This window comes from Phytohalomonas tamaricis (assembly GCF_003012345.1).
Taxonomy (GTDB): Bacteria; Pseudomonadota; Gammaproteobacteria; order Pseudomonadales; family Halomonadaceae; genus Phytohalomonas; species Phytohalomonas tamaricis.
Genome location: NZ_PVRV01000019.1, coordinates 77492 through 101016, shown reverse-complemented (window position 1 = coordinate 101016; position 23525 = coordinate 77492). Strand labels below are relative to the sequence as shown.

Annotated in this window: 19 protein-coding genes; 7 read left to right on the top strand and 12 right to left on the bottom strand. The window is 57.5% G+C overall.

The features are described from left to right. Nucleotides 1-10 precede the first annotated feature (10 nt). Together glf and C3Z11_RS02440 are read right to left on the bottom strand one after the other, a co-directional pair. A complete protein-coding gene (gene glf / locus C3Z11_RS02445; protein WP_262927187.1) occupies nucleotides 11-1282 on the bottom strand; it encodes a UDP-galactopyranose mutase in 1272 nt (423 codons plus the stop codon). Beyond that, nucleotides 1270-2301, bottom strand: a complete 1032-nt coding sequence (locus C3Z11_RS02440; RefSeq protein WP_262927186.1) for a glycosyltransferase family 1 protein — start codon at nucleotides 2299-2301, stop codon at nucleotides 1270-1272. Before C3Z11_RS02440 ends, glf begins: the two co-directional genes overlap by 13 nt. A 471-nt stretch (nucleotides 2302-2772) precedes the next feature. On the opposite strand from C3Z11_RS02440, the gene C3Z11_RS02435 reads away from it, so the two are divergent. The 3 genes from C3Z11_RS02435 to C3Z11_RS02425 all read left to right on the top strand — a co-directional run bounded on the left by C3Z11_RS02435 (nucleotide 2773) and on the right by C3Z11_RS02425 (nucleotide 5310). Then, on the top strand, nucleotides 2773-3411 hold the full coding sequence (locus C3Z11_RS02435) for a glutathione S-transferase family protein (protein WP_106475953.1): 639 nt from the start codon (nucleotides 2773-2775) through the stop codon (nucleotides 3409-3411). 206 nt (nucleotides 3412-3617) lie between these two features. Beyond that, nucleotides 3618-4109 carry a 5-(carboxyamino)imidazole ribonucleotide mutase gene (gene purE, locus C3Z11_RS02430; RefSeq protein WP_106475951.1) on the top strand — a complete coding sequence of 164 codons (492 nt, stop codon included), beginning with the start codon at nucleotides 3618-3620 and terminating at the stop codon, nucleotides 4107-4109. 88 nt (nucleotides 4110-4197) lie between these two features. Beyond that, nucleotides 4198-5310 carry a 5-(carboxyamino)imidazole ribonucleotide synthase gene (locus C3Z11_RS02425; protein ID WP_106475949.1) on the top strand — a complete coding sequence of 371 codons (1113 nt, stop codon included), beginning with the start codon at nucleotides 4198-4200 and terminating at the stop codon, nucleotides 5308-5310. An 84-nt stretch (nucleotides 5311-5394) separates the two neighbouring features. Here C3Z11_RS02425 and C3Z11_RS02420 read toward each other — a convergent pair whose 3' ends face one another. From C3Z11_RS02420 to C3Z11_RS02410, 3 genes are all read right to left on the bottom strand, one after another. Then, nucleotides 5395-5622: a YMGG-like glycine zipper-containing protein gene (locus C3Z11_RS02420; protein WP_106475947.1), complete on the bottom strand. Its 228-nt coding sequence runs from the start codon at nucleotides 5620-5622 to the stop codon at nucleotides 5395-5397. A 143-nt stretch (nucleotides 5623-5765) separates the two neighbouring features. Next, on the bottom strand, nucleotides 5766-6902 hold the full coding sequence (locus C3Z11_RS02415; RefSeq protein WP_106475945.1) for a ribonucleotide-diphosphate reductase subunit beta: 1137 nt from the start codon (nucleotides 6900-6902) through the stop codon (nucleotides 5766-5768). A gap of 110 nt (nucleotides 6903-7012) precedes the next feature. Beyond that, nucleotides 7013-9928 carry a ribonucleoside-diphosphate reductase subunit alpha gene (locus tag C3Z11_RS02410; RefSeq protein ID WP_106475943.1) on the bottom strand — a complete coding sequence of 972 codons (2916 nt, stop codon included), beginning with the start codon at nucleotides 9926-9928 and terminating at the stop codon, nucleotides 7013-7015. 498 nt (nucleotides 9929-10426) lie between these two features. Here C3Z11_RS02410 and C3Z11_RS02405 point away from each other — a divergent pair, with 498 nt between their 5' ends. Together C3Z11_RS02405 and C3Z11_RS02400 are read left to right on the top strand one after the other, a co-directional pair. Continuing rightward, the gene (locus C3Z11_RS02405) at nucleotides 10427-11137 is read left to right on the top strand and encodes a response regulator transcription factor (RefSeq protein WP_106475941.1); all 711 of its coding nucleotides are present in this window, start codon (nucleotides 10427-10429) and stop codon (nucleotides 11135-11137) included. Nucleotides 11138-11140: 3 nt separating this feature from the next. Next, nucleotides 11141-12790 carry an ATP-binding protein gene (locus tag C3Z11_RS02400; RefSeq protein ID WP_106475939.1) on the top strand — a complete coding sequence of 550 codons (1650 nt, stop codon included), beginning with the start codon at nucleotides 11141-11143 and terminating at the stop codon, nucleotides 12788-12790. A gap of 40 nt (nucleotides 12791-12830) precedes the next feature. Here C3Z11_RS02400 and C3Z11_RS02395 read toward each other — a convergent pair whose 3' ends face one another. Continuing rightward, a complete protein-coding gene (locus C3Z11_RS02395) occupies nucleotides 12831-13748 on the bottom strand; it encodes a LysR family transcriptional regulator (protein WP_106475937.1) in 918 nt (305 codons plus the stop codon). Between the two features lie 208 nt (nucleotides 13749-13956). Here C3Z11_RS02395 and C3Z11_RS02390 point away from each other — a divergent pair, with 208 nt between their 5' ends. Continuing rightward, a complete protein-coding gene (locus C3Z11_RS02390; RefSeq protein WP_106475935.1) occupies nucleotides 13957-14745 on the top strand; it encodes a hypothetical protein in 789 nt (262 codons plus the stop codon). Here the strand turns inward: C3Z11_RS02390 and C3Z11_RS02385 are convergent. Beyond that, a complete protein-coding gene (locus C3Z11_RS02385) occupies nucleotides 14715-15836 on the bottom strand; it encodes a metal-dependent hydrolase (protein ID WP_106475933.1) in 1122 nt (373 codons plus the stop codon). The two genes, C3Z11_RS02390 and C3Z11_RS02385, sit on opposite strands and share 31 nt — an antisense overlap. A gap of 130 nt (nucleotides 15837-15966) precedes the next feature. On the opposite strand from C3Z11_RS02385, the gene C3Z11_RS02380 reads away from it, so the two are divergent. Then, a complete protein-coding gene (locus C3Z11_RS02380; RefSeq protein WP_106475931.1) occupies nucleotides 15967-16659 on the top strand; it encodes a uracil-DNA glycosylase family protein in 693 nt (230 codons plus the stop codon). Between the two features lie 62 nt (nucleotides 16660-16721). Here the strand turns inward: C3Z11_RS02380 and C3Z11_RS02375 are convergent, their stop codons facing one another. The 5 genes from C3Z11_RS02375 to C3Z11_RS02355 all read right to left on the bottom strand — a co-directional run bounded on the left by C3Z11_RS02375 (nucleotide 16722) and on the right by C3Z11_RS02355 (nucleotide 23442). Next, a complete protein-coding gene (locus tag C3Z11_RS02375; protein WP_106475929.1) occupies nucleotides 16722-17009 on the bottom strand; it encodes a hypothetical protein in 288 nt (95 codons plus the stop codon). A 96-nt stretch (nucleotides 17010-17105) separates the two neighbouring features. Then, complete coding sequence (locus C3Z11_RS02370; RefSeq protein ID WP_158700900.1) at nucleotides 17106-17453, bottom strand: copper-binding protein; 348 nt, start codon at nucleotides 17451-17453, stop codon at nucleotides 17106-17108. A gap of 28 nt (nucleotides 17454-17481) precedes the next feature. Further along, a complete protein-coding gene (locus C3Z11_RS02365; RefSeq protein ID WP_106475925.1) occupies nucleotides 17482-20640 on the bottom strand; it encodes an efflux RND transporter permease subunit in 3159 nt (1052 codons plus the stop codon). Then, the gene (locus tag C3Z11_RS02360) at nucleotides 20637-22190 is read right to left on the bottom strand and encodes an efflux RND transporter periplasmic adaptor subunit (RefSeq protein ID WP_106475923.1); all 1554 of its coding nucleotides are present in this window, start codon (nucleotides 22188-22190) and stop codon (nucleotides 20637-20639) included. The genes C3Z11_RS02365 and C3Z11_RS02360 overlap by 4 nt, the downstream gene beginning before the upstream one ends. Next, a complete protein-coding gene (locus C3Z11_RS02355) occupies nucleotides 22183-23442 on the bottom strand; it encodes a TolC family protein (protein WP_262927185.1) in 1260 nt (419 codons plus the stop codon). The genes C3Z11_RS02360 and C3Z11_RS02355 overlap by 8 nt, the downstream gene beginning before the upstream one ends. Between the last annotated feature and the right edge of the window lie 83 nt (nucleotides 23443-23525).

The window sequence follows — 23525 nt, the reverse complement described above, 5'->3', positions numbered from 1 at the left end:
ACCGACTTGGCTACGCGTTAGGCGCTTGCCGAACCTGTGCCTCACTATAGGCGTATTGTTCGCGTGCCAGTGTTTCAAACGTGGACAGTGCCTGAGCCACGACCTGATCCATATTGTAATAACGGTAGCTGCCCAGCCGGCCCAGAAAGGTCACATTAGGCGTTGCATCGGCAAGCGCTCTGTAGCGCTTGTAGAGCGTCGCATTCTCGGGGCGCGGGATCGGGTAGTACGGATCACCATCGGCGGAAGGAAACTCATAGGTCAGGCTTGTCTTATGATGCTGCTGCCCGGTCAGGTGCTTGTATTCGGTAATGCGCGTATAAGCGACATCTTCCGCGGGGTAATTGACGACACCGACCGGTTGGAAGTTCTCCTGATCAAGGGTCTTGTGCTGAAACTTCAGGCTGCGATAGGGCAGCTTACCAAAGCGATAGTCGAAGAATTCATCGATCGGCCCGCTATAGATGAGATGGGCGTAACGAATCTCGTCGCGGATATCGTCAAAATCCGTATTGAGCATCACCTTGATATTAGTATGTGCCAGCATGTTCTCGAACATGCGTGTATAGCCATGCTTCGGCATCATCTGAAACGTATCGTTGAAATAGCGGTCGTTATCGTCGGTGCGCGTTGGCACGCGCGAGGTAACCGACTTGTCGAGCTCCGACGGGTCGAGTCCCCACTGCTTGCGGGTATAGCCGCGAAAGAACTTTTCATAGAGTTCACGACCGACCTTGTTAATCACGACATCCTCGGACGTGCGAATATCCTCGATATGCTCCGCCTTCGACGCCAGAAACGCCTCGGCCTGGTCAGCATTGAGATCAAGCCCGTAGAGCTTATTGAGCGTGGTCAGGTTGATTGGCATCGGTACCATCTGACCGTCAACCTGTGCAAGCACGCGGTGTTCGTAAGGATGCCACTCGGTAAAGCGCGAGAGGTAATCGACAATGCGCTGTGCATTGGTATGGAAAATGTGCGGGCCATAACGATGTACTAGCACGCCGTCTTCGTTGTAATGATCAAAGGCATTGCCGCCGATGTGCGGGCGTCGGTCGATGATCAATACCCGCTTGTTAAGCTCGTTAGCCAGTCTTTCAGCCAGTACGCTACCTGCAAAGCCGGCCCCGACAATCAGATAATCAAAGCCTTTGCCACCGCTGTTATCTGCATTCTGCCGTTGATGAACAGCACCGTTTTCTAGCTTTTGCGGCTGTGAGTGGTTCAAGTGCGTAGGCGTTTCGATGCTGTTGGCATAGGCCGTATTGTTCATTGTGCGCATTTCATCTGCTCCTCCATGAGCTTCCAGGTAATGTCCCAGGACATATCCTTGAGAATTTGATCGGCACTGCTGAGTACGCGCTCTCGATCCTGCAAGTCATCGAATGCCGCTTCGATCGCCGCAATGAATTCAGCCGGTGTAGCGGCGATCCTGACAAGATCGGTATGCCCGTAGGTCCGCACCACATCGGTAACCGGTGTCGAGACGACAGGCCGACCGCCTGCCAGGTATTCAGGGGTTTTGGTCGGGCTGATGAACCGTGTCGACTCGTTAAGCGCAAACGGCATCAAAGCAACATCCCAGCCTGCCAGGTAGTCAGGCAATTCGTCGTAGGCCTTGCCGCCAAGATAATGAATATTGCTGCGTTGAGGCAGTGAAGCGGGGTCGATCTTGACGATCGGGCCCACCAGTACGAAATGCCAGTCGGGACGCTGACGCGCCATTTCGGCAAGCAGTTCGAGATCCAGGCGTTCATCGATAACGCCATAAAAACCAAGACGTGGATAAGGAATGCTTGCCTGATCTTCGGGCTCAGGCAATGGATCACGCGCCTTGGCAAAATGGTCGATATCCACACTGCTAGGAAACGGATGCACATTATTGTGAAGCGTGCGTTTAGCCTCGAACAGACTGACACCACCGGTAAAGATCACGTCGGCCTTTTGCATCAGGCGCCGTTCGCGCTCAAGTAACTCAGGAGGCGCCCCCTCGAATGCGGAAAGCTCATCCATGCAGTCATAAACCGTCAATCGCGGCGTGAGATGATCGGCAAAACTGAGGCTCATCGGCGTGTAATACCAGACGACGAGGCTCTCTTTCGGTACGCCTTCAAGGTACTCGTCAAGTAACGTGCGCTGGGCCTGTTCAACGGCTTCACCTGTGCAGTGCGCTGGAAGCCGTGGCACCAGTACGGTAACGCCATCCTCTTCTTCGCTTACCTCAAGCCACGGGAACGGTTGATCGCTCTCGATCGGTTCTTCGAAAAAGAGAACGCGATGTGTCCGGGCAAAACGTGACATCAAATGCTGCGGGCGTTGATAAACAAAACGCCAGCGCAGATGTGAAAGACAAAGAAGCGTGGGTGCATTTTTATCAAGAGAAGAAGTGCGTTCTACCGTTCTTAGTTTTTTGCTCTGACGCCTTGTCTTACCGATAGTGTATTGGTGTGGTCCCGCCCAACTCATCGCATGATCCTCCCTGATCAGATATAACAGATATAGACGAAATACCAAGGATAGGGAGCCCAGACAACAAAACGACACATCAACGCTATAATGGATTACGTCGCGATGTGTCGTGATCTGACGCGAATGCGTTCAAATCTGATGTGTAGCGCGCATGGTCATGGTCGTGCTTTTCATCGCTTTCTGGCCAATGCCATGTACTTTTGGTCACTACCCTACACGAAATTTAATTGGCTTATAAATAAAGAATAAGCTAATCCAGTCGTTAGCTGTGAAGTCACCAGCCGAGCAACCAAAGGGGAAATAATGAGCGATTTCACACTGTACGGTTTTGATGGTAGTACCTATGTCCGCACGGTGCGTATGCTATTTATCGAAAAAGGCGTGCCTTACGAGCGCGTGGCCATCGATATTCTGAAGGGAGAACATCTCACACCGGAGCATCTGCGCCGCCATCCTTTCGGTAAGGTACCGGCATTGGAAACCGGGGGACGCATCCTCTATGAGACTGATGCCATCGCTGAGTTCCTCGAAGGGCACTTTCCCGCACCGGCCTTCTTTCCACGCAATCTCGATGATCGCGTCGATATGCGACAGTGGGCGGCGGTGATCAACAACTACATCTATCCGAGCATGATCGGCAAACTGGTCTGGCAGCGCATCATCAATCCGTTTCTGGGCCGGCCCGTCGATGACGCTGTCGCCGAGCAGGCGTTGCCCGAAATACGCCATCAGTTTGAGCTGCTGGAGAAGGTATTAAGCATGCGACCGCATCTGGTCGCGGGGCCTGCCTCCTATGTCGATCTGCTGTTGGCACCGATCATGGCGTATATGGCGATGACGGAAGAGGGCCAGCAGCTACTGAGCGAATTTCCCGGCGTCAACACGTGGTGGGAAAAGATGAGTCGACTCGACAGCTTTCAGCGCACCGCCCCGCAGCTATAAGCAAAGGTAAGTGCCCTCGATGAACGCCCTGCGCCCGCGGGGCGTTTACCTTTTCAAGCCAGTCTCATCGCGACGACGTGACCCGAAACGCAGACGACTCGGCGGCTTTCCCCTTCTGGCGCTTGCGGGTATGCTGCACGTCTTTTGGTGTCATTGCGCCACATCACGGTTTATTTCAGCTAACCACTCAATTACGGGATAGGGCCATGCAGCCTCTTGTCGGTGTCATAATGGGTTCCAAATCGGACTGGCCGGTCATGGAGCACGCTGTGAATATGCTAGAGCGTCTCGGCGTGCCTTATGAGGCACGTGTTGTCTCGGCGCATCGTACCCCGGATCTGCTGTTTGACTATGCCAGGCAGGCCGCCGGGCGCGGGCTTGAGGTGATCATTGCCGGGGCCGGTGGCGCGGCGCACTTGCCCGGCATGGTGGCCTCGCAGACGGCACTGCCGGTGCTGGGCGTACCGGTCGAGTCCAAGGCTTTGAAAGGGCTGGATTCGCTGTTGTCGATCGTGCAGATGCCAGGCGGTATCGCCGTCGGTACGCTGGCGATCGGCAAGGCGGGCGCAACCAATGCAGGCCTGCTGGCAGCGCAGATCATCGGCACGCATGACGCTGAAGTACGCGCGGCAGTCGAGGCCTTTCGCGCGGAACAAACGCAGACGGTACTCGACAATCCCGATCCCCGCGCGGAGTAAGTCCGGCGCTCGTGAGTCGGGTTCAGCGTCGGCATGATCGTTACCATGTCTTGCTTACAAGTCACGTCCTATTAAAGGTTCAACCCTTATGCGCATCGGCATTCTGGGCGCCGGCCAACTGGGCCGCATGTTGGCACTGGCGGGATATCCGCTAGCCAATCGTTTCGTCTTTCTCGATCCGACCGGTAATCCTAGTGCAGGTATCGGCGATATCATTATCGATCCCGATCAGCAGCACCTCGATGAATTTCTTGCCAAGGTTGATCTCGTGTCCTACGAGTTTGAACATCTTTCGGTCGATCTGGTGCGTACGATCGAGGCGCAAAAGCCTGTTTATCCTTCAAGTGAAGCGATCCGCATCTGCCAGAACCGAGCAGAAGAAAAGGCACTGTTCACCCGCTTGAATATACCCACGCCACAGTATCGCCTAGTCGATAGCGCCGCGGCGCTCGAAGCCGCGGCACGTGAATTGGGGTGCCCGGTGGTGGCTAAATCCATTACTGAAGGCTACGACGGCAAGGGACAGGCAGTGCTGCGTGACCCAGCCGAGGCCGCTGAAGCATGGGCGAGCATCAATCATCCACAGTTGATCGTTGAAGCGTTTGTCGACTTCGTGCGCGAGGTCTCGATCATTGCCGTGCGTGGTCGTGACGGCCAGATTGTGTTCTACCCGATGGCTGAAAATCAGCACGTTGATGGCATTCTGCGCTACTCGATTGCGCCGCTGCCCGATCTGGATGCGGGCGTGCAGGCCACCGCTGAGACCTACATTCGCGCGCTGCTTGATGAGCTCGATTACGTTGGCGTGCTGACGCTTGAGCTGTTCCAGGTCCGTGACGGGCAATTGCTCGCCAACGAGATGGCGCCGCGCGTACATAACTCCGGTCATTGGACGATGGACGGTGCAGTCACCAGCCAGTTCGAGAACCATCTGCGTGCGATCCAGGGGCTACCGCTGGGCGACACAGCAGCACGTGCGCCGACCTGCATGATCAACCTGATCGGGCGGGAAGGGGACAACACGGCCATTCTCGCCATCGCTGATGCTCATCTGCACCGCTACGACAAGACCGAGCGCGCCGGACGCAAGCTGGGCCACATTAACCTGCTTGCTGCTAGTCATGAAGAGCTGCTTGATAAGGTAGGCGCCTGCGCTGCGCTGCTGCCTGAGGCGCCATCGCCGCGCTTTAGTTTCGAGTAGTCATTCAGGAAATAATTGCAGGGGAAAAAAGCCGCTCCGGGTAAACGGGGCGGCTTTTTATTGACCTGAAGAGATTAAAAACGATCACTCACTCAGGTTGATGTCGTCTTCATCGGTAAGACCACCTGCTGCAGCGCCAGCAGCACCGCCAATAAGTGCACCGGTCGTGCCGCTGCCTCCGGTGACTGTGCCCACAGCAGCACCTGTCGCCGCACCAATACCGGCGCCGCTGGCAGTGCGCTCAGTAGTTGTGGTGCCGCAGGCGGTTAGCGAGGCGGCGACCAAAGCAATGAATAATCCGTTACGTAGCATGCCAAGATCCTCCTTTTCCAATGGCTGTTCAAAAAGGGTAGCTAGATCAAGGACTGAATACAAAAGCGGCAAAGGCGTTAAGGCGCAATAAAAAACGCCCCGCAATGCGGGGCGCTTCGATAGGCAGATGATGTCTGCTTCTATCAATCCCAGCTCAGCGCGCCGCCGGTCTGATATTCGGTGACCCGCGTCTCGAAGAAGTTCTTTTCCTTCGGCAGGTCGATCAGCTCCGACATCCACGGGAAGGGGTTTTCCACTTCCGCAAACAGCGGGGCCAGACCGATCTGCTCGGCGCGACGGTTGGTGATGAAATGCATGTACTTCTCGCATAGCTCGGCGTTGAGACCGAGGATGCCACGCGGCATGGTTTCACGCCCGTAAGCCACTTCCAGCTCACACGCCTTGTGCAGCATCCCACGGATTTCGGCCTGAAACTCTGGCGTCCACAGATGCGGGTTCTCGATCTTGATCTGGTTGATGCAGTCGATGCCGAAGTTCAGGTGGATCGACTCGTCGCGCAGGATGTACTGATACTGCTCGGAGATGCCGACCATCTTGTTGCGACGGCCTAGGGCCAGAATCTGCGCGAAGCCAGTGTAGAACCACATGCCTTCGAAGATGACGTAGAAGGCTACCAGAGCGCGCAGGAACGCTTGATCACGCTCAACGGTACCGGTCTTGAAGTTGGGGTCTTCCAGCGCCTGGGTGTACTGCAGCGCCCAGGCATCCTTGTCGGTGATCGACGGTACTTCACGGTACATGTTGAACAGCTCGCCTTCATCAAGACCGAGCGAGGTGCAGATGTACTGGAACGTGTGGGTGTGGATCGCTTCTTCAAACGCCTGACGCAGTAGGTACTGACGACACTCAGGGTTGGTGATGTTGCGATATACCGCCAGCACGATGTTGTTGGCGACCAGGGATTCTGCCGTGGCGAAGAAGCCCAGGTTGCGCTTGAGCATCAGTACTTCGTCTTCGGTCAGGCCTTCTGGACTGTTCACCGGCGCACGCCAGGTGGCGATATCCGCCTGCATCGAGACTTCGGTCGGCATCCAGTGGTTGTTGCAGCCGGCGAGGTACTTTTCCCACGCCCAGCTGTACTTCAGCGGCAACAGCTGGTTGACGTCGGAACGGGCATTGATCATCGCCTTCTGGCTGGCATCGATGCGGGCGGCACCAACGACAATATCGCCCAGACCGCTGGTATCGATCTGATCGGCGCTGCTGGTGTCAGCAGGCGCTACGGTCGCTTGCTCATCGGAAAAATCGAGTTCTTGCATGCTATTCATCCTTGCCACCGTTACGCGGTGCGGCGGCGTCTAGTACTTGGGTCGCTTGTCGGCGGCAGCTTCCATAGGGGAAGCTGCCGTACGACATCCGCTGGTAAGGCTTACTGACACGCCTCGCAGTCGGGATCATCGAGTGAACAGGCCAACGGCGGTGCCGAACCCAGTGGTTGCTGTGTGTCGGCAGGCACAGCAGGCGCTGTTGCTGCAGGCGTAGCGGGCACTGCCGCGCTTTCGCTAGACGTGGAGCCGCCCAGTTTGACACCGGTCAGCTTGCCGTCGGTGCCCTTGAGGGTCGATTTTTCAAGACGCGTCGAGGCCTGGGCGCGCAGGTAGTACGTTGTTTTCAGGCCCATCAGCCACGCCATCTTGTAGGTCTCATCGAGCTTCTTGCCGGACACGCCGCTGATATACAGGTTCAGTGACTGTGCCTGGTCGATCCACTTCTGACGACGCGATGCGGCTGCAACGATCCACTTGGCTTCGATTTCGAAGGCAGTGGCGTAGCGCTGCTTGAGTGCGTCAGGGATACGATCGATCGGCTGGACGCTGCCATCGTAGTACTTGAGATCGTTGATCATTACTTCGTCCCACAGACCGGCCTCTTTAAGGTCATTGATCATGTGAGCATTGACTACCGTGAACTCGCCGGACAGGTTCGACTTCACATAGAGGTTCTGATAGGTCGGCTCAATCGACTGAGCTACGCCACAGATGTTGGAAATCGTCGCGGTCGGTGCGATTGCCATCACGTTGGAGTTGCGCATGCCCTGCTGAACGACCTTCTCGCGAAGACGATCCCAGTCCTGAGTAGAGGAAGTATCGACCTTAAGGTACTGCTCGCCACGTTCCTGCGCCAACAGCTTGATCGAGTCGAGCGGCAGAATGCCCTGACTCCACAGCGAGCCTTCGTACGACTTGTAGTGGCCACGCTCGGCGGCGAGATCGCTTGACGCCTCGATAGCGTGATAGCTGATCAGCTCCATGGAACGGTCAGCAAAATCGACCGCTGCATCAGAGGCATAGGCGATGCCCTGCTTGTAAAGCGCATCCTGGAAGCCCATCAGCCCGAGGCCGACCGGACGATGCTTGAAGTTGGAGTTCTTTGCCTGCGGTACCGCGTAGTAGTTGATGTCGATGACGTTATCGAGCATACGGACAGCGGTCTTGACGCTGCGGCCGAGCTTTTCGTTATCGAGCTTGCCATCGACGATATGCGCGGCCAGATTGATCGAGCCCAGGTTACATACCGCGATCTCATCGACCGAAGTGTTGAGCGTGATCTCGGTGCACAGGTTGGATGAGTGGACGACACCGGCGTGACGCTGCGGGCTGCGCAGGTTGCAGGGGTCCTTGAAGGTAATCCACGGATGACCTGTTTCGAACAGCATCGACAGCATCTTGCGCCACAGGTCTTTGGCCTGGACACGTTTGAACAACGTGATCTCGCCGGAGCGTGTCATTGCTTCGTATTCTTCGAAGCGCTTCTCAAACGCGGCGCCATACAGGTCGTGCAGATCAGGAGTATTGGAGGGCGAGAACAGTGTCCACTCCTTGTCCTCGATCACACGCTTCATGAACAGGTCCGGCACCCAGTTGGCGGTATTCATATCATGGGTACGACGACGATCGTCACCGGTGTTCTTGCGCAGCTCAAGGAACTCTTCGACGTCGAGGTGCCAGCTTTCGAGATAGGCACAGACCGCACCCTTGCGCTTGCCACCCTGATTGACGGCGACGGCGGTGTCGTTGACGACCTTGAGGAAGGGCACAACGCCCTGGCTCTTGCCGTTGGTACCCTTGATGTAGGAGCCCAGTGCACGCACCGGTGTCCAGTCGTTGCCGAGTCCGCCGGCCCACTTGGAGAGCATGGCGTTGTCACGGATTGCGCCGTAGATGCCATCCAGTGCATCGGGGACCGTGGTCAGATAGCACGAAGAAAGCTGACTGCGTATCGTGCCGGCATTGAACAGCGTCGGCGTGGAAGCCATGTAGTCGAAGCTGGATAGCAGCTCATAAAACTCGATCGTGCGTGCTTCGCGATCATCTTCGTTAAGCGCCAGGCCCATCGCGACGCGCATGAACATTACCTGTGGCAGCTCATAGCGCACGCCGTTGCGATGCAGGAAGTAGCGGTCGTAAAGCGTCTGCAAGCCGAGATAGGTGAACTGATTATCACGTGAGTGATTCAGCGCAGCGCCCAGACGCTCCAGATCGAACTCGGCGAGCTTGGGGTCAAGCTGTTCAAACTCGATGCCACGGGCGATATAGACCTTGAATGCTTCCTTATAGAGCGTGGCCATGTCGCCAAAGGTGGCTTCTTCGGCCACGCCCAGGAAGGACAGCGCTTCGCGGCGCAGGTTGTCCTGCAAAAGACGAGCGGTGACGTAAGTGTAGTTGGGGTCTTTCTCGACCAGCATGCGCGCGGTCATCATCAGCGCGGTAGCAACACCGTCGACCGGCACGCCGTTGTAGAGGTTCTTGACCGACTCATCGACGATGCGCTTGGCATCGACATGCGCCAGACCTTCGCAGGCTTCGTTCACCAGCGTTTCGATACGGCCCAGGTCGAGTGGACGTGTACTGCCGTCCTTCTGGGTGACGTTAATCGTCGGATGGGGCTTTTCAATGCCCTGGGTCTGTGCCGCACGCTGACGGTTATGCTCTTCACGATAGAGCACGTAAGCACGGGCTACCTTGTGTTCTCCCGAACGCATCAGTGCCAGTTCGACCTGATCCTGGATGTCTTCGATGTGCAGCGTGCCGCCATCGGGCATGCGGCGCTCGAAGGCACTCATGATCTGCTGGGTCAGCTCTTTGACCTGCTCGCGGATACGCGAGGAGGTGGCGGCATTTTCACCTTCCACGGCAAGGAATGCCTTGGTAATCGCCACCGAGATCTTGCTAGGGGTGAACGCGACGACATCGCCGCCGCGCTTGATGACGCGCAGACTTTTCGGCGCGTTCTCGTTGAACAACAAATCATCCGCAGCGTATTCGGAGGAGAGTGTGGTATCCATGGGCGCCTACTTCCCTTGCCTGTGAAAATAAGTGATCACTACTGTTTTTGCCTCTCTGCGAGCCCACGTAACAAAGCGCCACACTAAATGGCCGAAACGGCATAATTAGTCCGTTAAGTATAGAAGTTACGTGACTGTTGACGAGTAGGGGTGAAACTTGCTAGAGCCCAATATGTGGTGGCTGCTAGTCTATGCGGCACAAGATAGTGTTGTTTGAGCAGCGAGTCTAGTGGATAAGTTGTGAGTAAAGTGTGGTTTAAAACTGTAGGCACGTAACTGCCTAAATCATGGGAATTTATTCATCTTGTTAAATTTTTTTATCGACAAAATAACTAGGCTAGACCCAATGTGACTAGAATTGGGTATCATGGCCTGATCCCTCGGTGTGGTATTGCCATGACTGCCGGGAATGAGTGTCCACAGGCTAGTGTGCGATGACGCAACGCTAGCCTGTTACACGGAAGCCTTTTTTATTACTGCGATCGGACGGACTGAGCATTGGATACGACGACCACCGCCCAAGACCATATTCTGATCATCGAAGACGATGAACGTCTTGCTGCACTGACGCGTGAATATCTCGAAGGTAACGGCTTTCAGGTAAGTGTGGAGCATGATGGTACTAACGGCGTGGAGCGCATTCTGTCGCTGCGGCCTGATCTTGTCATTCTTGATCTTATGTTGCCTGGCGAAGATGGGTTGTCCATTTGCCGGCGCGTACGCCATCAATATCCAGGACCTATCCTGATGCTGACGGCACGTACTGATGATATGGACCAAGTGTTAGGCCTTGAAATGGGCGCTGACGACTATGTACCCAAACCGGTGCCGCCACGTGTACTGTTGGCACGCATGCGCGCGCTGATGCGTCGTGCCGAAGGTGTGGAGAACCCCACCACCGAAGTACGGCTCGAGTTTCGCGACCTGGTCGTTGACTCCAGCACCCGCGAAGCTTGGCTTGAAGGCGAACGCATTGATCTAACCAGCGCTGAGTTCGACCTGTTGTGGCTGTTGGCCTCTAACGCCGGACGTGTCCTGACGCGTGAGGAGATATTCTCTGCGCTGCGCGGCATTAAGTATGATGGTCAGGATCGCTCGATTGACGTACGCGTCTCGCGTATTCGTCCCAAGATCGGTGATGATCCTCATCATCCCCAGCGTATCAAGACGGTGCGCAGCAAAGGTTATCTGTTCGTCAAGGAAATTTAAGGTATGCGTTCTACCGGCGGTGCGTTTTTACGTGTCTATCTTGCATTGTTTGCCGCACTGCTGGTGATTTTCGCGCTAGGCCTGCTTGGCGTGTCGTTGCTCAATGACACGCGTGCTCAGCAGTATCGCGAACGTTTGACCAGTGCACCGATGGCCCTGCTGTCGGCGCTGGTCGAGGCGCAGCCCGAAGACAAGCGCGATGCCTGGTTGCGTGAGTATGAAGATGACCTGGGCATGGGGCTCGCGCTGTCCGATACCGAAATGCCCGCGCTGGGTTACTGGGATCGCCGCCGTCTTGATGACGGTGGTACTGTGGTGAAAAGTGCCGGCAGTGAAGCGGGATGGCGGCTTTACAAACGATTGCCACAGTCCGATTCGATGTTGGTGGTTCATTTTTCAGAACTGAGCGAGAAACAGCCGCAGCGTCTAATGGCGCTGCTGAGACTGTGGCTTGAGCAGGTTCCCTCGGAAGAGCGCGAGGCACGCTTCAGGCAGTTGCGTGACGTTACGTCACTGAACATGGGGTTGGGCAGCGGTACGCCAGCGGGCCTGAGTGCGTCTCAGCGAGAGCAGCTCAACGCCGGTAACGTAGTGATGAGTCTGGCACCGGAGCGGCTTGACCTGTCGCTTTATGCCCAATTGTCGGATGGCCGCTGGATTTCGGCCGGGCCGATTCAACCATTTGAACCCATTCCTCGCATGCCTATTGCGATCGTCATGATCGTGATGCTGGTGATGCTCGGCGTTATATTCTATCTCATCGTGCGGCGTCTTGAATCGCGTCTGCAGCGTCTGGAGCGTGCCGCTTCGCGTATTGCTGCCGGCCATCTTGATACGCGTGTCAGCGTCGACAGCGGTGACTATCTCGGCCAGCTAGGTCACGCTTTCAATGCCATGGCTGCTCAGGTTCAGGCAGTACTTTCCGCACAGCAGGATCTGATGCGTGCGGTATCTCATGAATTCAGAACGCCGGTGGCGCGCATTCGTTTTGCGCTGCAGATGGTTGAAGACATGAGTGAGTCGCCTGTCATCAAGCGACAGCTCAAGGAAGTGGATTCGGATATCGAGTCGCTCGATAAGTTGATCGATGAAATATTGACTTACGCCCGGCTTGAGAGCGCTACCGATGCGGCTCTGCCGCTTGAGGTCGTCTCGCTTGAATGTCGTGAAATGGCTGAAGAAGTGATCACTACCGTCACGCCACTGCACCCCAATCTGACCCTTTCGATTCAGGGTGTGGACGAGCTATGGGTCGAGGCTGATCCGCGATCACTCAAGCGTGCGTTGCAAAATCTTGTCGTCAATGCCTGCTGGCATGCACATGAGAAGGTGATCATCGAGCTTAGCAGTGACGACAAGCAGGCCAGTCTGAGCGTGGAGGACGATGGCCCTGGCGTGTCCCCGCGTGACCGGGAGAAAATCTTCAAACCCTTTGCCCGCCTCGATACCAGCCGTACCCGCCGATCAGGGGGCTATGGCCTGGGCCTTGCGATCGTCGCCAAGATCATGCGCTGGCACTATGGGCAGGTCATCGTTGATACTTCGCCTCATCTTGGCGGGGCAAGTTTCAGACTGGTGTTGCCACACGTCATGCCTGACTACACAGATAGTGAGAGACCTGTGCCTACCGACGCGACTCGTGACGGGAACTGAGCAAAGCTTAGGGAGCGAATGAGAAGGCTCCCTGCGATATTCAATCGGCGGGCTTGATCCCGCTGAGCACGGCAAAGGACGTTTCACGGGCTGTGCGCAGGAAATCCTCCATCCATGCCAAGTGACGTTGATCGTCGCGAACGGCGGCGTAAAGGGTATTCCAGAGTCCACCTTCGCCCAACGGCAATGCCTTGACGTAATCGCGCTCGAGGTATTCGGTCAGTGCCCAGTTAGGTAACGCGCACACGCCGCGTTCGCTGGCAACCAGTTGCATCATCATGATAGTCAGCTCAGCGGTGCGCACCTCTTGAGGATGAATGCCTGCCGGATTGAGAAAGCGGGTAAACACATCAAGACGGGCATGCTCTACCGGGTAGGTGATCAGTGTTTCTTCCTGCAGATCCTGAGGGGTTACCCAAGCGTGCTTGGCCAGGCGATGCTGCTTGGCGATGGCGAGTAATCCCTCGTAGCGAAACAGCGGCGCGTAGTGCAGATTGGGCAGCGGCTGAGGATCGGCAGTGATGACTAAGTCGAGCTGTTCACGCGCCAGCGCTGGCAGCGGGTCGAAACTATGGCCGCTAGGAATATCAACTTCGACTTCCGGCCAGTGATCGCGAAAGCGGTCGATGGTCGGCATCAACCATTGAAAGCAGTTGTGACATTCGATTGCCATGTGCAAGCGGCCATGTTCGCCACCGGCGAGACGCGCAATGTCGCGCTCGGCCAGTCGCATCTGCGGCAGAATCTGTTCGGCAAGCGCTAAGATGCGTTGTCCGGCGCGGGTGAACTGAACGGGGCGAGTTTTTCGATAAAATAGTGGGCAGCCAATCCGATCTTCAAGATCCTTGACCTGATGTGAAAGCGCCGACTGGGTCAGATGAACGCGCTCGGCAGCTTCAACAAGCGATCCGGTATCTCGAAGTGCAACGATAGTGCGCAGATGACGAAATTCAAGCATATTGAATGAGCGCTTTTCATTTTAATGGTTTTTTAATTTAGTTTGGTTCAGCATGTTTTGCCAGTCGGTGACCAATAAATAGCGCCGTTCAGGCCCGCAATTAAATTAGCGTCAACATGAGTGGTTATTCATTACGATGCGTTCCGGCGTCATGTTCCGCTCGACTATAGTGAATCGATAAGTAGTCATTAAACGTAAGGAGACGAGCATGAAAGCGGCTTGGCTATTAGGGACAGCCGTGGCAACACTGATTTTGCTGGGGCTTGCAGGATGCGCCGAACATGCCGTGTCACCACAGACGCCCCAGCACGTCTTCATCTTGCCCCCGCAGTTACCCCTGCCTGAAGACAATAACGAGCCGGAAACGCTTGTGGCGCCGACCTTGCCCCATGCGTTCGGGCCGGGTGAGGCCGCAACACTCGTCACCTGGCGCTGTACACCTGCGCAGGATCTTATAGCTGCCTTTCCAGCCGGGAGGGTGAAGCTGTGGTCGAAGCTTGGCTATTACGAATTACCCGAGCTACCTCAAGTAGACACTGCCGAGGCTGGGACAAAATATCAAAAGGATGATATCTCCTTCTGGAATCAGGACAGCGAGGCCTTGATAGGCAATGGCAGCCGCCAGGGCCAGTGCCAGATCGATGCCGAACGCACGTTGAGCCGTAACAGCGGTGACAATGCCCGCTTCCATGCGCTCGGCAGTGCTCCGGCATGGACATTGACCTTGGCTAATGACACGCCACAAGCCGCTATCACGCTAGGTCAGGACAGCAATGATTCACTTAATGAATTTGAGCTGCCCTACGATGTGGAACTCAACCGGGACGGACACGAGGCACGTTTCATTGCCACCGGTAACAACCGCGTACATGACATGCGTGTCGAGATTGCCGCGGGTGCCTGCTTCGACCGTACAAGCGGTGAGCCTTATCCCACCCGAGTAACACTGATGCTGGACGGTCAGCGTTATGAGGGGTGTGGCGAGGCGTTGAACTGATGCGTGTCGTCCGTTTGACAGGGTGGCAGCTTGGCTGCGGCACTATTAGATAAAGGCTCGATTAATAGCGCTGCTGAACTGATATCGCCTGGGCATAGTGCGTGGGGATCAATGATACGCTTCATCAGCAGCTTGAGTGTGGCAGCGTTTGGATAGCTTGCCGGGCGCTGAGCCGCACTGATCTGCAGCCACTGGTTGTGGGTGTCTCGCTCGGCAACAGCGAAAGAAAAACTATAGGCGCCGGGCAAGCCCATGCGGATATCGGAGACGATCAGACGGTTATCTTCGATGCCATAGCGCAGGAAAGGCCCTGCGAACCAGGACAAGCGCTGGCCAGCATCAAATGACAGGGCTGGTGCGGCGAGCTCGGCATGGCGGGTGTAGGTGTCAAAGCGTGGTGGAATGCCGGCGTCGAACAGACTGACAAAGGCTTCGCGCTGACGCTTGCCTTCTATCATAGTGACGCGCCACAGCAATGTATTGAAGGGCGTGGGCTGAATCATCAGGTCATGGCCTGGAACATGGTGCTGAGCCAATGTCGTTGTGACGCGCTCAAGTACGTACGCCTTGGCACCTACCGTAAACATCAGATAAGCGCACGATAGTCCCAGACCGATCTTCAGGGCGCGTGGCGCGTAACCGCGTATCAGAAAGATAATCGAGGCGATCAGCAGCGGCAGCGTATAAAGCGGGTCGATGATAAATATCGTCTTCCACGCGATGGGTGGTAATGTCAAAGGCCACAGCAGCTGGGTGCCATAGGTAGTGAAGGCATCCAGCAGAGGGTGCGTGATCAGCACCAGCATGCAAAACCACCACCAACGACGTAAGCTGGCATATTTGCGTGTCCTGCGCCAACGCGACAGGGCGAAGGCGAGCAGCGTCGCGACAACGGTCAAAACCAGCAGCGAATGGCTGAAGCTGCGATGGTAGGTATAGTTGGTTACGGCGTTGCCGTAGTCGATGAAACTGTCGAGATCGGGAAGCGTTGCCAATAACGCACCGGCAATGACTGACTTGCGGCCCAGGCGCCGCCCGAGCACGATGCCGCCAATTGTTCCTCCCAGACATGCCTGAGTCAGTGAATCCATTCTATTCTCGTGTGATGTAGTGGCATCTATACAGGCGCCAACGCGGGAAAGTGATCATTCACGGCATAAACCGCTAAGCTTATGCATGAAGGGAAACTAGATGCCCATAGTCACTGCACAAGGAGTGTTTATGCCGCTTGATAAGCGTCAGCGTGAGGCGTTTCGTGACGTTGCGCAAGAGACCGAGGGTATCGATACCGAGGTCTATGAGCGTTTCAGCAAGGACCCTCTGGAGCCTATTATCGGCCTGGGTGAGGCCAATGCGCGGATCGGCTTCTTCGGCCGCGATCCCGGTCGTGATGAGGTCAAGTACGGCGAGCCGTTCATCGGTGCCGGCGGCCAGATCGTGCGCAAGAATCTCTATCAGTATCTATATGGTAAGGAAATGCCCGATTTTGAGGCGTCACGTGCACTAGGCAAGCATTTTTTCTGGATCAATACCGTGCCCTACAAGCCAATCGGCAACAAGGCGTGGTCAATGAAGGTCAAGAAGCGCTTCCATCCGCTAATGAACAAACTGCTGATCGAGCAGTGGCAGGGGCGGACAGTGATCACGCTGGGGCGCGAGGCGTTTTTGTGGTTCGGTATCAATCAATCGAAGGAGGCACGTGACCGGCTTGAAGCCTTTTGGAAGCAGGATGATCGCTTCGAGACGCATATTGATGTCACCTTGAGCACCATCGACGGTGAGGAGCAGACCTTCAGTCTTTACCCACTGCCGCACCCGTCACCGCTCAACCAGACCTGGTTCGAGCGCTTTCCCGAGCTGCTGCGTGGACGCCTTGAGCAGCTTGATGTCAGCAAGGATAACCTGACGCTGTGAGGCCCAGGGGCTGTCGACGATGACAGAAAGCCGACGTCCAGGGACGTCGGCCTCGTTGCAGGTTAGTGCTGCTCGTTATCAGGCTGTGACATCATGCGGTTGCAGTGGGCCATCATGGTCTGCATCTGCTGCATCATTTCACCATGCCCCATCATGTTGCCTGACATCATGTCCTGATGATTGCTGTCTTCGGCCATGGTTTGGCCGTGCCCCATCATACCCTGCATCATATGGCCTGAGTCGGCGGCGTCCGTGTGGGCATCGGCCTGGACAGCCAGCAGTAGTGAGCCGGCGAAAAGCCCGGCCAGGGCGATGCTTGTAGTGGCAAATGTCTTGGTTAAGTGCTTCATCGTTTTCCTCCAAACTTGTCCTGACTCTTCAGAAACTAGGGGATAGGGCCTGCCTGCAGATCAAGCCCTAAAGAGTGGTTAGCCTAAGATCTCAAGCTAGGCATCAGTTTCAAGTGCGGTAACGACATGATCAGCGCCCTGCAGTTCGAATTGGACCTTGTCACCAACATTAATACCTTCCAATAGCGTCGGCTCGGCCACCTTGAAAGCCATCTTCATTGCCGGCCAGTTAAGCGCTTTTATCGGGCTGTGGGCCAGGGTGATCTTCTGTGCCTGCAGGTCGATGCCCTTGACCACACCGCTGGCCTGAACGGTCTCAGCCTGGCTTTGTTGAGAGGAGGCTTTCATATCCATGTCCTGCATCTCCGCTGCCATGACGGGCAGCGTCTGGGTCGCCAGCACCAGCGTAGCAGCGGTCAACAGGGGGCGAATCAGCTTGTTCATAGGTAGATCCTCATGAAGGGTGGAACGGTTAGTCGTGTGTTGCATGCTGAGAAGTAGCGTCTCGACGACGCGGGGTACGCATCAGGCGATACACAATGGGCACCAGAAGCATTGAAACGAACGGTGCGGTAATCATGCCGCCGACCATTGGCGCGGCAATGCGGCTCATCACTTCCGAACCGGTGCCGCTGCCCACCATGATAGGGATGAGGCCAGCGAGAATGACCGCCACGGTCATCGCCTTGGGGCGCACGCGCAGTACAGCTCCTTCCTGAATGGCAGCATCGAGCGCCTGTGGCTCAAGAGAGCCGTCTGCCGTGCGGTAGCGCGCAATGGCCTGCTTGAGATAGAGCAGCATCACCACGCTGAACTCGGCCGAGACGCCGGCCAGCGCAATGAACCCCACTCCCGTGGCAATCGACGTGTTGTAGCCGAGCAGGTAGAGCAGCCACACGCCGCCAACCAGGGCGAAGGGCAGCGTCCCCATCAGCAGCAGCGCCTCGCCAATGCTGCGAAACGTCAGATAGAACAGCACGAAGATGATCAACAGCGTCGCCGGTACGACGAGTTTGAGACGCTCATTGGCGCGCTGCATGTACTCGAACTGGCCCGAGTAGGCGATCGAGACGCCGGGGGCGAGTTTGACCTGCTGACCGACCGTCTCTTGCAGATCGGCGACTACCGAGCCGAGGTCACGGTCGCGGACGTCGACATACACCAGCGTGGTCAGGCGTGCGTTCTCGCTCTTGAGCATTGGTGGGCCTTCGCTCAGGCTGATAGTCGCCACGCTGTCGAGGGTGATCTGCGCGCCGCTGGCGGTCAGGATCGGCAGCTGACGCACCTCTTCGAGCGAATCACGCACGGCGCGCGGATAGCGCACGTTGATCGGATAGCGGGCCAGCCCTTCGACTGTCTCGCCGATGTTCTTGCCGCCAATCGCCGAGGAAATGATGGCCTGCACATCGCTGATATTGAGCCCGTAGCGTGCCGCTGCTGCGCGGTCGATATCAATGTCGACGTAGCGCCCGCCCTTGAGGCGCTCGGCCAGGGCCGAGGTCACCCCGGGCACCCTTTTCGCCGCCTGCTCGACCTGCTGGGCAATACGGTCAAGTTGAGTAATGTCGGTGCCCGAGACCTTGACCCCAATCGGACTCTTGATCCCGGTGGCGAGCATATCGATGCGGTTACGAATCGGCGGTACCCAGACGTTGGTCAGTCCCGGCACCTGCACGACGCGGTCGAGCTCGTCGATCAGCTTGTCGGGCGTCATGCCGGGGCGCCACTCGTCACGCGGTTTGAAGCGAATCGTCGTCTCAAACATGGTCAAGGGGGCCGGGTCGGTAGCCGTCTCGGCACGGCCGGCCTTGCCGAATACGCTCTCCACCTCGGGCACGGTCTTGATCAGGCGGTCGGTCTGCTGCAGCAGTTGCGACGCCTTGCCCACCGACAGCCCCGGCAGGGCCGAGGGCATGTAGAGCAGATCGCCTTCATCGAGCGGCGGCATGAATTCGCCGCCGAGCCGGGTGATCGGCCACGCCGCACTCGCCAGCAGCACCAGCGCCAGAAAGATCGTGATTTTGGGACGACGTAGCGTGACGTTGAGCAGCGGCCGGTATAGCCAGATCAGCAGCTGGTTGAGCGGGTTGCGGTTTTCGGCGGGAATGCGACCACGAATCCAGTAGCCCATCAATACCGGAATCAGCGTGATCGACAGGCCTGCTGCACCAGCCATGGCATAGGTCTTGGTAAATGCCAGCGGCCCGAACAGGCGACCTTCCTGGGCCTGCAGTGTGAACACCGGAATGAAAGACAGCGTGATGATCAGCAGACTGAAGAACAGCGCCGGCCCCACCTCGGCGGCGGCATCACCAATCACCTGCCAGCGACGTTCTCCCTTGAGCTGCTGGCCAGGGTTGGCGTAATGCCAAGCCTCGAGCTTCTTGTGGGCATTCTCGATCATGACCACGGCGGCGTCGACCATCGCGCCGATGGCAATGGCCAGACCGCCCAGCGACATGATGTTGGCGTTGATGCCCTGCCACTGCATGATCATAAAGGCCACCAGCAGACCCAGCGGCAGCGACAGGATCGCGACGAAGGCCGAGCGCAGATGCCAGAGGAACACTACGCAGACCAGCGCGACGACGATGAATTCCTCGATCAGCTTGTGGCTCAGATTCTCGACGGCGTTCTCGATCAGCTGGCTGCGATCATAAGTAGGCACGATTTCGACGCCGTCGGGCAGACTGCCCTTTAGTGTGTCCAGTCTGGCTTTGACCGCCTCGATCGTTGCCAACGCATTGCCGCCGGAGCGCAGCACCACCACGCCGCCCACCGTCTCACCTTCACCATTAAGCTCGGCGATACCACGACGCATCTCGGGCCCGAGCTGAATTCTGGCCACGTCACCCAGCGTGACCGGCACGCCCTCGACACTGGCCTTGAGCGGAATGTGTTGGAAGTCCTCAAGCGACTCGAGGTAGCCGGACGCCCGCACCATGTACTCGGTTTCGGCCATTTCGAGCACTGAGCCGCCGGTTTCCTGGTTGGCGTTCTGAATGGCCGAGATGACCTGACGCTGCGTAATGCCGTAAGCGGCCAGTTTCACCGGGTCAAGCACCACCTGGTACTGCTTGACCATACCGCCAATGGTGGCGACCTCGGCCACGCCGGGCAGACTCTTGAGTTCATACTTCAAGAACCAGTCCTGCAGGCTACGCAACTGGGACAGATCGTGCTGGCCGCTGTGATCAACCAGAGCGTATTCATACCCCCATCCTACGCCGGTAGCGTCAGGGCCCAGCACTGGCGTGACGTCATTGGGCAGCTGGCCCTGCGCCTGGCTCAGATACTCGAGTACCCGCGAGCGCGCCCAGTAAAGGTCGGTATCGTCGTCGAACAGCACGTAGACATAGGAGTCACCAAAGAACGAATAGCCGCGTACCGTCTTGACCCCCGGCACCGAGAGCATCATGGTCGAGAGCGGATAGGTCACCTGTTCCTCGACCAGCTGTGGCGCTTGGCCGGGGTAGGGCGTGCGGACGATGACCTGAACATCTGACAGGTCCGGCAGCGCATCGAGCGGCATATTTTTGACCGAGACCACACCGGCGACGGCAATGAACAGCGTCGCCAGCAGCACCAGAAAGCGGTTGCCGACCGACCAGCGAATCACGCGTGCGATCATTGCGCGCCTCCGCTCATCTGCAGCCGTTCGATGATGTAGCCGCTGTCGCCTTCGCGCATCGTGAAGGTTACGGTGTCGCCGACCTCGAGGCCGTCCGCCAGCGCGGGATCGGCCAGTTCGAACGGCATGGTCATCGCTGGCCAGTCGAGCGCCGGGATGGGCTCGTGCGACAGGGTGACCTGCGCGGCGGAGATGTCCTCGACGCGGCCGCGGCTTTCGATCGGTGCCGTTGCCTCGTCGGCCTCGGGGTTCTCCTCCATGGCGCCCATGTCCATGCCGGCCATGTCATCCATGTCATGGGCGCTGCCGTCAGCGCTGCTGGCCGCCTTGCCGAGACGATCGAGTGCACCGGCCAGGCTGGCTTCGGAGTCGATCAGGAACTGTCCTGAGGCTACGACGCGCTGGCCTTCCTGCAACCCATCGCGTATCACGGTCTGCTGGCCGGATTGTGCGCCGAGAGTCACAACGGACGGCGTGAAGCCACCCTCATCGTTAGCAACGAGCACATAGTCGCGCTGACCACCGTGCAGCACGGCTTCACTGGGCACGGTTAGTACGCTTTCTGCGGTGCTTTCAAGCTGGACACGAGCAAACATGCCGGGACGCAGGCGCAGCTCTGGGTTGGGCAGCGCGATGCGCACCTGCAGCGTACGGCTGGACGGATCGTTTGTGGGTAGCACGGCAATCACCTGACCCTCGAACGTCTCGCCGGGGTAGGCGGTCAGCCGCGCCGTGACAGCCTGGCCGATGCGGACCTGGTCAGCTTGGGCTTCAGGCACGGCGGCCTCGAGCCAGACCGTGTCCAATCCGTTGATCACCGCCAGCGGCGCGCCTTTCTCCAACGCCATTCCCGCCCGCACATCGAGACGCTGCACGGCGCCGCCAATCGGCGCATGAATCGTAATGATGGGCTGGGCACGGCGGTTTTTTTCGACGCGCTCGATCAGCGTGGCCGGTATCCCCATCAGTGTCAGCCGCTGACGTGTAGCGTCGATCAGCGCGCGATCATGGGTAGTGAGTACGGCCAGATACTCTTCCAGCGCACCGCTCCAGGCGGGGATGAGCAGATCGGCCAGGGGCGCGCCCTGCTTGATCACGTCACCCGGTGCAAGATCGTAGCTACGCTCGACGAATCCGGCGCTGCGCGTCTGGACGATCGCTACATCACGGTCGTTGAACTGTACGTTGGCGGCAGCCTCGATAGCGCTGGTGAGTTCGGTGCGAGTCACCTGAGTAGTACGGACGCCAAGGTTCTGCACCACGCCGGGATTGATCTTGACCGCAGCATCTGTACTACCGGCTTCGTCGGCATACTTGGGCACCAGCTCCATATCCATGAATGGGGATTTGCCCGGCTGATCGAAGTGCTGGTCCGGCACCATCGGGTCATACCAGTACAACACCTCGCGCTGTTCACCCTGACCTTGCGCTGTTTTAGACGCAGGCTCGGCGCTGGACGTATCCCGATGAATCAGCCACAAGGTAATGCCTACGTTGGCAGCGGTCATGGCAAACAATAGGGCAGCCACGTTAAGCGTGTTCTTATTCATTCATGGGCTCCCCATAGGAAAAGTGAAGCTGCATCGCGATCAGATCACGCTGTTGTTTGAGATCGATGATGCGCAGACGCTGGTCGATCAGTTCGCGGCGCGCAGCCAGTATGGCGTCGAGAGTGCTCTGGCCGTTCTTGTAGGCGGCGTACTGCAGTTCGACTTTCTGGTTGGCGAGAGTGAGCCAGGTGGTTTGCGCCCGCTTGAGCTGGTGGGAGAGTGCGGCGTAGTCGGCCAGGTGACCCTCCAGCTCACTCATTTGCTCACGCCGCAGCGCGTCGTGTTCGAACTGAAGACGCTCAACACTGTGCTGTCGGGCGCGAATCGTCGGGTCCTGACGGCTACCTGAGAACAGCGGCAGGTCAAACGACACCTGTGCCGAGACCATGTCGCCGTAGCGTTCATCACGATGCTGGTAGGCCAGCTCGACGCCCCAATCGGGACGCTTTTCGGCCTTCGCTTCGGCAAGCCTGGCCTCTGCAGTGCGGGTCTGAGCGGCTAAGACAAGCATCTCGGGATAGCGCTTAACGCTCGCGCGCAAGGCTTCGGGGGAAAAATCAAAAGAGGGCGGAGCGCCTTCAAGCGGCTCATTGGCCGCTTCGCCCACGTAGCGGCGTAGCTCGGCGATGGCGGCGATCCGCTCGCTCTCAAGAGCATCACGACGATCGGCAAGCTCGGCCACGGCTTGTTTGGCAAGCACGCTATCCGTCAGCGGGGCGCTGCCTGATGCGATCTGGGCCTGAACGGTAGTCGTGAGAAGACGGTTTTCCTGATCGAGTTCATCAAGCTGTTCAAGCTTGCGTTCCAGGTAGTAGCGCTTGAACCAGGCCTGCGCCGTATGGTGATGCACCATGAGGTGCACCACATGACGCAATGCCTGAGCATTGCCAAGCTCGGCCTCGGCAATTGCCTTGCGGGCATGACGCTTGGCGCCATTGGGTATGGCCTGCGACAGACCGATGCGCTGCATCGTCATCTGGCTTTCGGTCAGGCTGCCCTTTTCTGGGCCGGAAACCGGATAGTTGGTGACGCCAAGGCTCAGCTTGGGGTCCGGCAGTGCGTCGGCCGGCTCAATCAATTCTTGCGCACTGGCGATCCGGGCCGCATTGGCGCTCAGTTCGGGAGCATTGCGTACGCCCAGTGCCAAGGCATCATCGAAACTCAGCGGTGAGGCGTAAGCGCTTCCCGCCATGCCCAGCCAGCCGATCATTAGCCAGCCGGACAGGACATAACTTCTGCTGTAAAGAGACATGCTCTAACTCCAGAACTTTCCAGGCACGGTGCGACAGCGCGCAGGCGTGCTCGACTTCGCAGGCAATCGTGCCGGCGAGAATG

Excerpts from the sequence above, each read along its gene's own strand:
- C3Z11_RS02440 (WP_262927186.1), bottom strand. The coding sequence starts at position 2,301 with ATGTCACGTTTTGCCCGGACACATCGCGTTCTCTTTTTCGAAGAACCG.
- C3Z11_RS02360 (WP_106475923.1), bottom strand. The coding sequence starts at position 22,190 with ATGAATAAGAACACGCTTAACGTGGCTGCCCTATTGTTTGCCATGACC.
- C3Z11_RS02380 (WP_106475931.1), top strand. The coding sequence starts at position 15,967 with ATGCCGCTTGATAAGCGTCAGCGTGAGGCGTTTCGTGACGTTGCGCAA.
- C3Z11_RS02415 (WP_106475945.1), bottom strand. The coding sequence starts at position 6,902 with ATGCAAGAACTCGATTTTTCCGATGAGCAAGCGACCGTAGCGCCTGCT.
- C3Z11_RS02375 (WP_106475929.1), bottom strand. The coding sequence starts at position 17,009 with ATGAAGCACTTAACCAAGACATTTGCCACTACAAGCATCGCCCTGGCC.
- C3Z11_RS02385 (WP_106475933.1), bottom strand. The coding sequence starts at position 15,836 with ATGGATTCACTGACTCAGGCATGTCTGGGAGGAACAATTGGCGGCATC.
- C3Z11_RS02355 (WP_262927185.1), bottom strand. The coding sequence starts at position 23,442 with ATGTCTCTTTACAGCAGAAGTTATGTCCTGTCCGGCTGGCTAATGATC.
- C3Z11_RS02425 (WP_106475949.1), top strand. The coding sequence starts at position 4,198 with ATGCGCATCGGCATTCTGGGCGCCGGCCAACTGGGCCGCATGTTGGCA.
- C3Z11_RS02370 (WP_158700900.1), bottom strand. The coding sequence starts at position 17,453 with ATGAACAAGCTGATTCGCCCCCTGTTGACCGCTGCTACGCTGGTGCTG.
- C3Z11_RS02365 (WP_106475925.1), bottom strand. The coding sequence starts at position 20,640 with ATGATCGCACGCGTGATTCGCTGGTCGGTCGGCAACCGCTTTCTGGTG.
- C3Z11_RS02420 (WP_106475947.1), bottom strand. The coding sequence starts at position 5,622 with ATGCTACGTAACGGATTATTCATTGCTTTGGTCGCCGCCTCGCTAACC.
- C3Z11_RS02435 (WP_106475953.1), top strand. The coding sequence starts at position 2,773 with ATGAGCGATTTCACACTGTACGGTTTTGATGGTAGTACCTATGTCCGC.
- purE (WP_106475951.1), top strand. The coding sequence starts at position 3,618 with ATGCAGCCTCTTGTCGGTGTCATAATGGGTTCCAAATCGGACTGGCCG.
- C3Z11_RS02410 (WP_106475943.1), bottom strand. The coding sequence starts at position 9,928 with ATGGATACCACACTCTCCTCCGAATACGCTGCGGATGATTTGTTGTTC.
- C3Z11_RS02395 (WP_106475937.1), bottom strand. The coding sequence starts at position 13,748 with ATGCTTGAATTTCGTCATCTGCGCACTATCGTTGCACTTCGAGATACC.
- C3Z11_RS02400 (WP_106475939.1), top strand. The coding sequence starts at position 11,141 with ATGCGTTCTACCGGCGGTGCGTTTTTACGTGTCTATCTTGCATTGTTT.
- C3Z11_RS02390 (WP_106475935.1), top strand. The coding sequence starts at position 13,957 with ATGAAAGCGGCTTGGCTATTAGGGACAGCCGTGGCAACACTGATTTTG.
- glf (WP_262927187.1), bottom strand. The coding sequence starts at position 1,282 with ATGCGCACAATGAACAATACGGCCTATGCCAACAGCATCGAAACGCCT.